The organism is Pyrinomonadaceae bacterium (genome assembly GCA_036277115.1).
GTDB lineage: Bacteria > Acidobacteriota > Blastocatellia > Pyrinomonadales > Pyrinomonadaceae > UBA11740.
On record DASUNM010000027.1, the window covers coordinates 49,838 to 62,980 of the forward strand.

Sequence of the window (13,143 nt, forward strand, 5' to 3'; positions counted from 1 at the left end):
CAGTCTGCGCCACCTCACTCCCCGTTTTCGCTCATCTCCAAAACGTCATGGCGCGTGATGATGCCGGTTATCCGGCCATACTCTTCAATTAACACCGCAGGGTTCGTGCGCAGCTTGCGGGAAACTACGTTCACATCAGCATCGACGTCAACGGTAGGAAAACCCTTGTCCATGATTTTGCTGACCGGGGCCTCAAGCAGATCGCGGTCAGTGAACACTTTCGACAGCAAGTGATTTTCACGCAGCGACCCGACAGACTTTCCATCTTCCATCACCGGAATCTGCGTCAAACCCATCTCGTTCATCTTGGCCAAAGCCGCCGCGACCAGATCGGTCGGTGCGACGCTCACCAACTCACGCGGCGCCTGCTTCCCTTTTGTTTCATTGATCAAGCCCGCGGTGATCTTCTGCGGCTCGAGCAGTCGCTTCTCTTTCATCCATTCGTCTGAATGGAACTTCGAAAGGTAATGCTCACCCGTGTCGCAAACCACAAACACCACGACTGCATTCTCGTCGAGGTCTCTCGCCACCCGTAGTGCGGCCGCGCAATTCGTTCCGGTCGAGCCGCCGCAGAAAATGCCTTCGATGCGACTCAACTGGCGCGCCGTCTCGAACGAGTCGTGATCGCTGATGTTCATCACCTCGTCGACGAACTGCATGTGCGCGTTCGGCGGCAGGACCTCCTGGCCGATGCCTTCGACGAGGTAAGGTGTCGTCTCGGGAACTTTGCCGGTGTCTTTGTATGTCTTGTAGATCGATCCAAACGGATCGGCGCCGATGATCCTGATGTTCGAATTCATCTCTTTCAGGAATCGGCCGGTGCCGGAAATTGTTCCGCCGGTTCCGATGCCGGAAACGAAGTGAGAAATCCTGCCTTCTGTCTGCGCCCAAAGTTCCGGACCGGTCGTGCGATAGTGCGCTTCCGGATTGGCCGGATGCGAATACTGATCGGGATAGAAGGAGTTCGGTGTTTCCGCGGCGATCCGGCGCGCGGTCGAAACGTAGTGATCCGGCGTGCCGGGCTTGGCTGAGACGGGGGTAATCACCACGTCAGCCCCGAGGGCTTTCAGGTAACGCGACTTTTCAACGGACGCTTTGTCCGTCATCACGAAGATGCATTTGTAACCTTTGACGGACGCAGCGATGGCCAAACCGATGCCCGTGTTGCCGGAAGTGGCCTCGACGATGGTGCCGCCCGGTTTGAGCTTACCTTCGCGTTCGGCCGCATCGATCATCGAAATGCCGATGCGATCTTTGACGGAGAAGCCGGGATTCAGATTCTCCATCTTGGCGAGGATCAGCGGCTTCAATCCGCGGTTCAGCCGGTTAAGTTTAATTAAAGGCGTGTTGCCAATCAGGCTCAACACGCTGTCATGGTATTTCATGTCGATTTACGCAGTAAGAGAACGGAGAGGACATTCTGTGCGAAGTGCCTGCGTTTTGACAAACCGGAACGGGGTTCTTTGTCTTTCCCTGTGCCTCCGTGAATCCTTTGTGCCTCGGTATTGGTGTTGCGAGGAAGACTCACCACAGAGTCACTGAGAACGCACAGAGACACAGAGTCGTACCGCAACACTGAGAAGAACTTAGAATTGTTACGGCGTGCTTGACTACTTTTTTTCGCGCCGTATAATTTTCACTTCTCGTGGGGCGTTAGCTCAGTTGGTAGAGCAGCAGACTCTTAATCTGCGGGTCGTAGGTTCGATCCCTACACGCCTCACCACTTTCCCAAATCGAAGCGGCGTCTGTTGCCGCTTTTTCTTTTTCAGGTCAGTCCAGCTCGCGAAACAGGCTCACGATTCTTTCGGCTGCTTTTCCATCCCAAAATTCAGGACGCGAAGCCGCCGCACGGCGCGGTCGATCAAGGGCTGAGCGAATCGCGGAAACGATCGCCGCACTGCTTCTCTTAACGAGCTGATTCGTTCCGGTCGTGATTGTGATTGGCCGTTCGGTGTTCGGCCTCACGGTCAGGCACGGGACGCCAAGGAAAGTCGTTTCCTCCTGCACGCCGCCTGAGTCCGTAACGACCACGGACGCGTGCGCCTGGAGCGCGAGGAACTCGATATAGCCGATCGGCTCAGTCAGTCGCAAGGTTTCACTCACGTTAATTTCATATTCAGCAATCTGCTGCCGCGTGCGCGGATGAACCGGAAATAGCACCGGCACGTCGCTGCTGACTTCGTTGAGCGCTGAGATGATTTCGCTCAAGCCCGCGCGGTCATCGACGTTGTTCGGCCGATGGAGGGTCACCAAAATGAAACGATCGAAACTGAAACGAGAGTGCAACGCCGGCCAACGCTCTTCAGCCAAAGGCATCAGCCGCACGAGCGTGTCGATCATCGTATTGCCGACCAGATGAATTTTTTCTTCCGCGACGCCTTCGCGCACCAGGTTTTCGCAGGCTTCGGGCGAATGTGTCAGCAGCAAATCTGAAATCTGATCGGTCAGCAGCCGATTAATCTCTTCCGGCATCGTGCGATCGAACGAGCGTAGGCCACCTTCGACGTGCGCCACTCTGACTCCCAGCTTCGCGGCCACTAGAGCGCACGCCAGAGTCGAGTTCACATCGCCCGGGACAACGACCCAGTCAGGCTTGAACTGCACGACCACCGGTTCAAAACGCATCATCACGTGGGCTGTCTGTTCGGCGTGAGAACCCGATCCAACTTCGAGATTGATATCCGGCCGCGGCATGTCGAGTTCGTCGAAAAAAACCTTCGACATGTTGTCGTCGTAATGCTGGCCCGTGTGCACCAACGTCTGCGCGAACTCGTCTGCGTGCTTCGCCATCTCGCGCACGATCGGCGCGATTTTCATGTAGTTCGGGCGCGCGCCCACGACATGGAGAATGCGTTTCAAGCTTCTAATCTATGGTGTTGATTCTCGAACGAAAGCTGTCGAAGTATATAACACGGTGGCGCTTAAGCGCCGCGATGAGAAGGAAAGGTGCTGCTTCAGCCCGGAGGGCTGATAGAAAGTAGCCGGTGGTCGCCGACCACCGGGAACCGGCGACAGTGATTTGAGCATCCTGAAGGGATGCAAGAATTCGCGGATTATCTGGCACCCCTAACAGGGTGCAACTAACACCGCACCCGATCCGGAGGTCTCTGCTTCGCTTTGACCTCCGGCTACTTTCTGTCAACCCTTCGGGTTGGAATACCAGGTGGAGCCAAAAGTCTTAAGGGATGTAAACGCGCTTGATTGATCGCTGATCACTTTAGATCTGGCTCACAATATTCAACGAGCTGCGCAGCAGCGGATGTATTTAAGCCCAAGGCCACGCCTTGCAAGCCTTGGGTTAGGATGGTTAATAAATTTGTAGGAGCCGCGGAGCGGCGACCAATTTTGGAGTGCGCTGACTTGTCAGCGCTATCGGCACCCCATGCGGGCTACCCGCGCGGGGACCCCGAAAGAAAGCGGCGACTAGTCGCCGCACTCCAAAGATGTCGCTCGCTTCGCGGGCTCCGCTGATCTATGGCGGACATGGTTTCCCAAGGCTCTTAAAGCCCCGCCTTGGGCTTAGCTAAGACCGCTGCTACGCAGCGCTGCAGAGCCAACCTCACTCAACGTAAAACGTCGTCTGCTGGGACACAGACTTGTGCGCGACCAGATCTTCAATCGTCACTTCGAGTACGTAAGCACCCGGCGGCAGGCGCGTGAGATCGATTTCTGAAGCGAAAGGAACACGCGCGGGATCTGTATCCGTTGGCACTGAGAGCTTCGCAGTTGGGAGCGAGAGCACGGGGCGGCTGTCCCGGTAAACCTGCACGCGGGCGGCGAGATTGGTCACGCGCGGGCTCGCCTGCGCGGCGTTGTAGACGAAGGTGATGAATCTCAGATGAGAACCGCGCCCGAACTTCCGATCCACGCTCCACTGAATTCGTTCGGCGCTCGCGCTGTTCGCCGCCACGCTCTCAAGCCCGACCAGCAGACTGCTCATGGAAAGCTGGCGCGACGCGAGATCAGGAATAACTATCCACTGCATCGCACTGCCCACCAGCCCGCTGGCATCGTCCCGCGCCGCGACGCGAACCTGATAGATTCCCGACTTTAGCGGAGCAGGATAGTTGTAGATAACGTTCGAAGCAGTTCCCTGTGAAGTGGCCGCGGAAGCCCGGTTAACTTTAAGGCCCGTCCGGAAACTCGCAGCCGGTTTGCCCTGATCGTTGAGAACCACGCCCGCGATTGTCACTCGTGCGGGATCCTTCCCTTCCTCGCCGTACGAGAGTGATTCCGCCGATGCTTGAACGGACGTGGTCAACACGCTGCCGCTGGCAGGCGTGTCCAGATAGATCAAAGCAAGTTGCAGAGGAAATGCCTGCTTCGGATAAAAGTCCTTGAGCGCCTCCTGAATATCCGCGTCGGGCTGTTTCGCCCGCGTGTTCTTTCCGCTTTCTGCTTCCGACTTCCGTTCGTCCGTCGCCGAGGCGACTGTGCGTCTGTTCGTGAACCCGCGCGCGGAACGCACGGTTAAGTCCGGACGCCCGATCACGCTCACCGTGATCTTTCTGAGCTTGTCGTCCTTTTCGTCGCCGGCTTCGGGACGCCAGGCGATAAGGTAATAGCGCGACGTCTCGTCCAAGGCGACATTGATAAACTGATCGAACTCGTTCTGATTTCGTAAAGCGCGACCGCCAGTGTCCACCGCCAGCGAATGCAACGCGTCCTGCGTCGCGGCTATCTCGCGGAGGTTTGCATTCTCAAGCATGCCGCCGCTGTCGAAGGGCACGTTACCCGTCGCATCCAGCGCGCCGGAGATCAGACCGCGCGCATCGATCGTATAGATCACCATGCCGGCGCGCCGCGCCTTGTCGGTAATTCGTCCGAGGCGGTCCCGGCCCACCTGACTGCGCGGGCCTGTGTCAGCCAGGAACCCATCGGAAATGAAGAAGGCGAGCTTGCTCCCCGGCATCTTTTCGACGGATTGAAGAAGCGTCTCGAGCGAGTAGTAGCTGCTGGAAGTGACCGCGCCGGCCTGTAGCAAAATCTGTCGCGCGCGATTAGTGACTTCGATTTCGCATTGCGCGCGGGCATTTCGCCTCGCGCCCGGCGGCTTGAGCGCCCACTTCAGACAATCCTGAACATAAAATTCGAAGACGTTCCGATCGTCTTTCTGCTCGATGGTAAGCGCCATGTATTCCGTCATCGGACTCCCGGGATTCTTTCCATAGTCGGTGACTGAGTTTGGCACGTGGCTAATGCGCGCGACGGCCGCGCGCAGAACCTCTTTGTTGTCGGTGAACTGTTGCAGAAATCCGATGTGGCCACTGGCAGAAGCGATCGCTACCAGATCGTTCTGACCCATTTGTTTATCGATGAAACTAAGAAGAGTTCTTCGCGTGCGGCCGAGGCCGTCGAGCGAAAGATGACGGTCGTCAATGAAAAAGACGATCGTGCGCCGCCGAACAGAAGTTGTGGCCGTACGATCTTCAGGCAGCGGATTATTTTGAGTTAGGCGCCGGGCTGACCGATCACGCGCGCTGCCCGCGACAATGCTTTCGAAGAACGAGATTGGAACCGGGCGACGATCCACCTGCAACTCGAAGTCTTCCTTCGTCAGTCCTTCCACGAAGCGACCTTGCTTATCAAAGACACTGACACCGGTCTGCACAAGCTCTGTGCTGATGCGCAAAACGTCATCGCTTTCCGGCTTGCGGTCCTGCTGGGCGACCAGTCCCTGTGCCAAGAGCAGCAGAACGACCACGCAGACAAAGAGTTTGCCGTTGACTCGCATTTGTTCTCGAGGGGTGGCCCGGGCGTCTCGCCCCATGAAATCACGCGCCAGATACGCGCGCTACTTCGACGTTCGTCCTTTGGATTAAGTTGCCGCAGCCTTGGCCTGCTCAGGCGGTGATTGAGAGAGACTGAGGGCCGCAGGCACGGGCAAGGTGCCCGGAAGTTTGATGGGTGAGAGTTTCTTTTCGACGATCACGTGACCCGCGTACGAGATAGTGCCTTTCACCTCGCAAGCCCCGGTTTGAATTTCCTGAATCGCTCCGCTTTGGATTTTCAGCACAAAGCCCTTCAAGGTGAAGACGAGCTTGACCGCGAACTGAATTTTCTTCAGCGGTACGTTCTTAAGCCGCATTTCCAGGTAAGGCTTTTGGTCGCAGTTGATCGTGTGTTGCGCCAGCTCGAGGTATTCCACTTTGTCGGGGGCGTTGCGGGATTTTTCGAGACGCGCGCGCAGGTCATCGACTTTCTTCCACGATGTGACGAGCACGTTCGGGAGCGGCACGTTGAACAGCTCGCAGATCTTCGGCCCAAGGTCACTGAGCGCCGCCGGAAACTTTACGTCTTTTACTTCTTCTTTGATCCGCTTCTGAACAGCGTCCCACCGATCTGTTTTCGGATCGGGCTCGCCGGGTTTGGGGAGTTCGAAAACATCGCCGATCGTTGTCGTGGGCTGAAGGGCCGCCGTGGGTTCGGCGGTGGTCGTAGCTTCAATCGTGGTCGTGGGTTCAGCCATTTCTTCTCCTTAGATTTCGATTATCTGCCGGTCTTCAGGTTCAGGCGAATTCGTCACCAGGCGCGGCTGGTCCGTGGTGACGGAATAGTCGCCGCCTGAGACATTTCTATCCAATACCATCTCAAAATTAATCGGCAGTGCGCCTTTCTCGGTCGCAACCGCCGCCACTCCGTGGTCTGCAAAGGGCGCGAATGTTGGCTGGGTCGCAAATAGAAGTCCCGATGCCTGGTAAAGCAGAAATAGAACTACCGCCGCAATCAGCAGGTACCACCACTTATTACCTGAAGTCGCGTCATTAGGATTTGGAGTGCCGAAAGGTGACGACGAAGGTGTTTCGCTTCCCGTCACCGTTGTTCCGTTTGAGCCGGACGGTGACGAACCGGGCGAAGACGATCCATCACCTGGAGAAGGTGATCCGTTGCCCGGGGAAGGCGCCGGCGAGTTACTCGCTGTCGGTGAAGTAATGGGCGTCGGCGATGGACTTGTACCAGGCGATGGCGCCGGCGTCGGTGTGGGACTGGGATCCGGATCTGTGGTCTGGTTAGGACGTCCTACTCTCAACACCGCCGGTGCACTTGTCGCGCTCACGGTTTGATTGTTCGCGATTTGTCTGACCTGCACATAAGGTCGATAGACGCCTCGGGTCTTGTACGTGTGCTTTGACTGCGGATCAGTTTGCCAGGACGTTCGCCCCCCGTCGCCAAAATTGAACAGGTAACGCGCATCGTCGCGTGCGGGCGATGCCTTCGCGGTGAAAGTAACCGGCGTTCCCTGTCGCGCCGGCATCGGTTCAGTGGTCAGCGTAACGGATACATTGCGGCGCGGGTCAACACGGCGCGGGTCAACAACCGATCCCGGCGTCACCTCAAGCGGGATACGCGCACTGCCGCCGACGCGACTGTTGCCGTCACTGATATCTACGTACGCGAGATACTTCCCGGCCGGCGCGTAGCGGTGTTGCGCACTCCGGCTGCTTTGCCAATTACTCGACGACCCGTCGCCAAACACAAACTGATACTGAATGTTGGGACAGCTTTCAGAAAGCTGGGCTGAGAACGTGACCGCCTCTCGTTCGCGAACCGAACTCGCGGAGGCGCTCAAGGTGACAGTTGGCTGACACCGCCGGCGGGATTTGACGTCTACTGAGTAAGTGTAATTTCCGACGGCTTGATAAACGTGAGTGGCCTGAGGGCCAGTCATCACTTGTTGCCGACGGTCACCGAAGTAAAGCGTAACCACGTAATCAGACAGCACGCTGGCGGGCGAGAGCGTGAAGGTCACTTTGGTGCCCAGCGGCACGCGCGGTTTGTCAGCCCTGACACGAACTTGCGGAGTCCCTGGCGACGACGCAACCGAGCCCGGACGCAGATTTACTGTTGGAGGTTGTTGTTGCGAGCCAACGGCTTCACACAACACGACCAGACACAGAACGGGCAAGAGAAACCGAGCCTGACGACGCATGATCGAGACCGAGGGTTTGTAGTGGGCACTCTTACGCTTGCGGCAACGCCGCGAAGATATGCTCGTGGCAGGCCAAAGTCAATGCGGGCATTAGCGATGAAGCCCAAAGAGCGGTCGTTACGCCGGCGAACCCTACCTGCAATGCACTCAGCTGATTGCAACTCCGAAAACCATTTCATCACTCACGGTGTACTCCCCGAGCCACAATTTCGAGTCGGGCGGGGTCGTCATCATCTGAGTTTGTGAACACAAACCGACGGTAGGGAGGAGGAGACTCCATCTCACTCAAGGAATAGAGCAACATGCCTTCCGCCTGATGCGCGTCAACTGTTTGCACTCCGGTGAAACTAAAAGCGACGGCGTGACCCTCGATTGTTTCGATATCAACTTGTAGCCGTTCATTCTCTTGATGAACACGCTTTACCACGGCATCGTGAACATCGTCAGTGTAGTGGTAGCCGATGAAAGAGCCTTTTTCCATGCATCTGCTTGCGGGGCTTGCCGGAGCATCGCCGACGTCCTTTTTCTTCAAATTCAGAACGGTCGGCAGTCAGATTTCTGTTTCAGCAAAAATTGCTCAACTTAAATTGAAGCTGTATCCAGGATTCAGGTGTTGGTGCCTCAGCAAGATCTGATGAATATTAAACGGATGCGTGGGGTTACCCGTGAAATGGTTTCTGAGAACTTGAAAGATGTGGCCGAGGCCGCCGGCGTCATCAATATCGATGTCGGCGACGAACTCATCGCCCTTCCTAAAGAAGGTCACCTGCAGGTTTCCAAAATGATCGTCGGTTTTGAAACTGTCGACATCCTCGAATCCTTCGAAACCTGGGGGGAGTTTGTGCAACCTTCCGTCAACCTTGTGGAACAGCCCGGTGTTGATGCTGTTTATCACTTCTTCCCTAAGTTCCCTGTCAACGAATGCGAAAAATCGATCTCCGCGTAACTCTCTGATCTCTTTAATCAGCGAGAGGACTGATTTGTTATTGCTGAACCTTGTCGCCAAAGATTTCCGGGCGATATTCATCACGCCGCCGCGGCGGATGTCGTCCAGCGCACTGTATAGCGTGTCGCCCGTTTTGTTTTCGAAACCCAGCACAAGGGGACTGTTGGTCAAAAGCGTGCGTAGTTCCTTCACCAGGTTCGGAAAGGTCGGGAACTTAACGCTGACGATCTTTGAGATGTCCACCGGAAATGGGAAAGACATCTCAGTCACGCCACCAGTGTCCACGGTGACAATCCGACCGACAGGGTGATACGACGGAGGGTCTATCGAAATCTGATAAATACCCTGCGACCCCGTGTGGAGCTTAGAGATGTTGATGATCTTAGAAGCATCAATGCTTCTAAAAACAGGCTTATGGTCCAAGTGAAGGTTACTCATAAAAATGTCAACATTCTCCTTGAGCCGCTTTCCAAAAACGTCGACGAGATCCAGTTTTAGTTTGCCTGTTTGAGCCATCTTGAGATTCTCCTTCGGATTAAGGTTCGACCGGTCGGTCGTCATGCTGCCGCCAAAGCGGGGGAGGTGGCGCTGTCAAGATCTCGGGATGATCCACGCTTACACCGGCGTAACCCAAGTCAGGCCAGGTTAGATCGCTGGCGTAGTATGTCGAGGCCGAAACATTAACGAAAGCCGCGTAGATGTTGCGCCCCTGCTGCCTGTTGCTCGAACGGAGCTGTTCGAGCGTCTTCCGGCGATTGGCGAGCGTCTGGTGCGAAAAGGGCGTCACATTCCCGCCGGCGATGAGGTTAAAGAGCCTTGTCTCGGCGAGGAGCAGCGCCGTCAGGAACGCCTCGCGCTGGCCGGAGCGTTGGTAGTTGAGAAAGTCGTCCACCGTCTCAATAAACTTCGGCGCTTTGACGAGGAAGTTCTCGCCGAGTACGGCCTCAGCGACGGCGAAGAGGATGAGCGCCGTCTTCGCGTCGAGGTTTTCGAGGCCGGTCGTCTTGACCCCGGCTCGCTTCTTCGGGTCGGCCAGCGCGCTTAACGTGTTTAGTAACCCGGCCATGGCCATGTACCTCCTTGCTGGTGGTTGAGCGTAAAAGGCGCGTTGTCGGTCTGCCGGCAAATCTCTTTCGCGCCCCACAGCGCGAGTGCGTAGATAGTCACCTGGGGATTCGCGCCGAGCGCCGTCGGAAAGATCGAGGCGTCCAACACCCAAAGGTTTTTCTTTCCCGTGAACGTGAAGTCGTTGTTGACGCAGCGGCGCTTCTCATCCTTGTGCATCTGGCACCCGCCCATGACGTGGACGGTAAAGATGGTAGAGCGCTGCGGCTCGGCGAACTGGATCTTCCTGATCTCGGCGAAGTCGGCCTCACTTCGGACCTCGAGCGGCGGATTGCGCATGACGTAGACCGAGGACGCGCCGGCGGCGAGGTGGATGCGGCACATCTCGACGAGGCTCTCCCGCATCGGCCCGACGTTGGCTTCGGGGATGACGTAGTCGAGCACGGGGTCGCCTTTGTCGAGCGTAACGGTGCCGTAATCCTCGTCACCGAAGCCGGTCGTGTGGTGCGCGTAGGAGATCGCGCCCCTGGGGTAGTAATCGCGCAGGATGCGATGCAACTCATCCCCGTGCTGGAGTGTCGCGGAGGCCGAGAAAACGGGGTAGAACGAGCCTGTTTCAATGAGGTAGCCCGTCGGGCCCGGCGCAAACTTTGGCGTCCACATGTTGTCAGGTACGCCGTACGCGGGGTGCGTATTTTCCGGATACCTGCCAATGGTGATGGTGACAGGGTGGATGTGCGTGTTCTTGCCGACCTGCTTGTTGGGAAGGTTGAGCTTCGAGCGCAAGAGGATGGCCGGTGTGCCAATCGCCCCCGCGGCGAGCACGACGCCTTTCGTCGGCTTGACGATGAGTGTGCCTCCGGTCGGGCGGTTCTTGCCGTCAATGAAATGGCAGTGGACTTCGGTGATACGGTCATTGGTTCCGACGAGCTTATCAACCTTCGTGTCGGTGTAGACGGATGCACCTTTCGCGACAGCGTCGGGGAGCCACTTTACGAAGCCGCTCATCTTGCGGTCGTATGGACAGCCTACGCCGCAACTCCCGCACTCGCGGCATTGGTGCGTGTTGTTCGGCAGGTTGTCGTGGGGAATGCCGAGGTGATCGCACCCCTCCATGAATTTTTTCGCCGAGGTGTTGTACTTATCGTTGCGGACGATGGGTAGATAGTTGACGACCTCGCGCAGGTACGGTTCGAGGTTCTGCCGCGTGAAAGGCAAGCCGCGCTTCTGCCACTCGTCGAGCGTTTCTAAACGCGGTGGCAGACAGGCTGACCAGTTGACCGCGGTTCCGCCGCCGAGACAGCGCCCCTGCAAGACCTTGACGCCCCCATTCTTGGTGAGACGCGTCGCGCCCTCCTGATAGAGCAGCTTGTACATCTCGACTTCGCGCTCGTTAAGCATTTTCCGCACGTGCGACGGGCCGCCATGCCCCGGCTCCTTCGGGATGTTCGGTCCCTCTTCCAGCACGGTCACGACGAAGCCGGCCTCGGCCAGCTTCAGCGCGCAAACGCCGCCCGCTGCGCCCGATCCGATGACGCAGAAGTCAGGCATCAACGTCCAGTCCTGCGGCGGAAGAAGGTTCCGGCCTTCGACAATTTTCCCTGCCATCATTCACCTCCTCACGAGATCGGACACTACCGGCCGTCTTCCACTCAGCCGGAAGATGATTCGTTCGTTCATACTCACTCCCTCAACTAAGGCTGATGACAATCGGCTCGCTTACCTGACTGTTATCCGGGGCCAGCCGCCCGATTTCTGAGAGCGCACCACCCGGCCCGAGTTGTGCGATGGGCTGCACGGTCATGCGCTTGCCCTCGACGGTGACGAGGAGAAAGTGAGGCTGAGCCGCCCACGAGAGCGTGTGCGCTTTTTCGAACGCGGACTTCTTCGGCTTGTCCGTCCTGACTTTCCCGGCCCCGCCCGTCACGAAATAGTCGACGCCGTTGGAGCGACAATGCTGGAAGTTGTGCTCGTGGCCGCTGAAGACCGCCCGCACGCCGGCCCTGCGGAACTGCTCTACGAGCGCTTCCATCCCTTTAGTGTTGCTGTGCTTCGGGCCGGCGCTGAACGGCGGGTGGTGGCAGAAGGGGATACGCCAGCTGGCCGCCGCGCCGCCCGCGTCCGGCAGGGCCGACTTAAGGAACTCGCTGTGCTTCGGGTGCTTGAAGAGTCTGTCCTTGAACCCGGTGCTCGGCTCCTTCGACGTATCGACGCACACGAACTCAACCTCTGAGCTGTAGCGGAAGCGGTAGAAAAGACCCTGCCCCGGCTCGAAGGAGGCGCGGCCCGCGGCCTCCTCGCCCGCGACGCGCTCGCGCACGTAGAAGTTGTCTTCGAGCTGCGTCCGGTCGTCGCGGCTCTCAGTCTCGTCGGCGTCGTGATTGCCTATGCTGGGATATACGGGGACGCGATTGATGACGTAGCGGTACGGCTGATAGTACGTAAAGTACCAATCGTCGTCCTCGTCGCCGGTTTGGCCGCCCGATCCGAGAAAGCCGCCGCTGCGGTAGATGTTGTCGCCGGTCGTCAGAATCAGTCGGATGTTGTGCTCGGTGACCGCTCGTTCAAGGGCCTCGGCGATTTGCCGTTGATGGCGGTCCTCCTTGTCCTTGCGGATGCCGACACCGAAGTCGCCGAGGACGGCGAAGGTAAAAGGCGACGGCGACGCGCGGGTCGGATCGGGATGGGTGCGGAAGCGGTTGCTGTAACTCCTCCCCTTCAGGGTGAGCCCCTTGCCATCGCCGCCGCTCACCCAATCGCGCCGCTCGCCGCGCGCCCACTCCTCGCCGTTAACGATGACTTTGTAGGTGTACTCCGTGTCCGGCTCAAGCCCCGCCACCCAGCAATGGTTCGTGTTGGAAGTGAAGGCGGACGCGATCTCGTTGCCCGCCAAGTCCGACACGATCACGCGCGCGTTGCCGTAAGGCTCAGACCTCGCGCCGATAGTCTCGCGTCGCGGAGGGTGAATCTTGTCGAGATCGTCGTCCTCCAACAGCTTGAACTCTTTGCCAGAATTCTTGACCCGGAAGTAGAAGGCGCCCCAAGCGACGAGCGCGGACTTGTGAGTCAGTCCGGCGAGGTGCACGAACGGTTCGGAGAAAAAATCCGGCATGAAGGAGTTTCCTTTCGCGTGAGGGCGCTTCCGCAGCCCATTCTTCGGACCCTCGATGGCAGGCCCGGTCTGCTTCTCGTCACGTGCCGG

Annotated in this window: 10 protein-coding genes and 1 tRNA gene; 1 reads left to right on the top strand and 10 read right to left on the bottom strand. The window is 57.8% G+C overall.

The features are described from left to right. Positions 1–14: 14 nt before the first annotated feature. Positions 15–1,385, bottom strand: coding sequence for a pyridoxal-phosphate dependent enzyme (locus tag VFX97_16450; protein HEX5704792.1), 1,371 nt, complete (start codon positions 1,383–1,385; stop codon positions 15–17). Positions 1,386–1,647: 262 nt separating this feature from the next. Here VFX97_16450 and VFX97_16455 point away from each other — a divergent pair. Beyond that, a tRNA-Lys gene (locus VFX97_16455) sits at positions 1,648–1,723 on the top strand. A gap of 47 nt (positions 1,724–1,770) precedes the next feature. Here VFX97_16455 and wecB read toward each other — a convergent pair. The 9 genes from wecB to VFX97_16500 all read right to left on the bottom strand — a co-directional run bounded on the left by wecB (position 1,771) and on the right by VFX97_16500 (position 13,053). Beyond that, complete coding sequence (gene wecB, locus VFX97_16460; protein ID HEX5704793.1) at positions 1,771–2,859, bottom strand: UDP-N-acetylglucosamine 2-epimerase (non-hydrolyzing); 1,089 nt, start codon at positions 2,857–2,859, stop codon at positions 1,771–1,773. A gap of 700 nt (positions 2,860–3,559) precedes the next feature. Further along, positions 3,560–5,734, bottom strand: a complete 2,175-nt coding sequence (locus tag VFX97_16465; GenBank protein HEX5704794.1) for a VWA domain-containing protein — start codon at positions 5,732–5,734, stop codon at positions 3,560–3,562. An 84-nt stretch (positions 5,735–5,818) separates the two neighbouring features. Continuing rightward, positions 5,819–6,469, bottom strand: coding sequence for a hypothetical protein (locus VFX97_16470; GenBank protein ID HEX5704795.1), 651 nt, complete (start codon positions 6,467–6,469; stop codon positions 5,819–5,821). Positions 6,470–6,478: 9 nt separating this feature from the next. Continuing rightward, entirely contained in the window at positions 6,479–7,930 is a 1,452-nt protein-coding gene (locus tag VFX97_16475; protein ID HEX5704796.1) for a PKD domain-containing protein, read from the bottom strand. A gap of 178 nt (positions 7,931–8,108) precedes the next feature. Further along, entirely contained in the window at positions 8,109–8,411 is a 303-nt protein-coding gene (locus VFX97_16480) for a hypothetical protein (protein HEX5704797.1), read from the bottom strand. A gap of 96 nt (positions 8,412–8,507) precedes the next feature. Then, positions 8,508–9,392 (bottom strand): hypothetical protein, encoded by an 885-nt coding sequence (locus VFX97_16485; GenBank protein HEX5704798.1) that lies wholly within the window; start codon positions 9,390–9,392, stop codon positions 8,508–8,510. A 19-nt stretch (positions 9,393–9,411) separates the two neighbouring features. Then, entirely contained in the window at positions 9,412–9,942 is a 531-nt protein-coding gene (locus VFX97_16490; GenBank protein ID HEX5704799.1) for a hypothetical protein, read from the bottom strand. Next, entirely contained in the window at positions 9,927–11,549 is a 1,623-nt protein-coding gene (locus VFX97_16495; GenBank protein ID HEX5704800.1) for a GMC family oxidoreductase, read from the bottom strand. The genes VFX97_16490 and VFX97_16495 overlap by 16 nt, the downstream gene beginning before the upstream one ends. An 82-nt stretch (positions 11,550–11,631) precedes the next feature. Next, a complete protein-coding gene (locus tag VFX97_16500; protein HEX5704801.1) occupies positions 11,632–13,053 on the bottom strand; it encodes a metallophosphoesterase in 1,422 nt (473 codons plus the stop codon). Positions 13,054–13,143: the final 90 nt, after the last annotated feature.

Bases quoted from the DNA above. Each gene is read 5' to 3' on its own strand.
- VFX97_16475 (HEX5704796.1), bottom strand. From the start codon at position 7,930: ATGCGTCGTCAGGCTCGGTTTCTCTTGCCCGTTCTGTGTCTGGTCGTG.
- VFX97_16450 (HEX5704792.1), bottom strand. From the start codon at position 1,385: ATGAAATACCATGACAGCGTGTTGAGCCTGATTGGCAACACGCCTTTA.
- VFX97_16480 (HEX5704797.1), bottom strand. From the start codon at position 8,411: ATGGAAAAAGGCTCTTTCATCGGCTACCACTACACTGACGATGTTCAC.
- VFX97_16500 (HEX5704801.1), bottom strand. From the start codon at position 13,053: ATGCCGGATTTTTTCTCCGAACCGTTCGTGCACCTCGCCGGACTGACT.
- VFX97_16485 (HEX5704798.1), bottom strand. From the start codon at position 9,392: ATGGCTCAAACAGGCAAACTAAAACTGGATCTCGTCGACGTTTTTGGA.
- VFX97_16490 (HEX5704799.1), bottom strand. From the start codon at position 9,942: ATGGCCGGGTTACTAAACACGTTAAGCGCGCTGGCCGACCCGAAGAAG.
- VFX97_16465 (HEX5704794.1), bottom strand. From the start codon at position 5,734: ATGCGAGTCAACGGCAAACTCTTTGTCTGCGTGGTCGTTCTGCTGCTC.
- VFX97_16495 (HEX5704800.1), bottom strand. From the start codon at position 11,549: ATGGCAGGGAAAATTGTCGAAGGCCGGAACCTTCTTCCGCCGCAGGAC.
- VFX97_16470 (HEX5704795.1), bottom strand. From the start codon at position 6,469: ATGGCTGAACCCACGACCACGATTGAAGCTACGACCACCGCCGAACCC.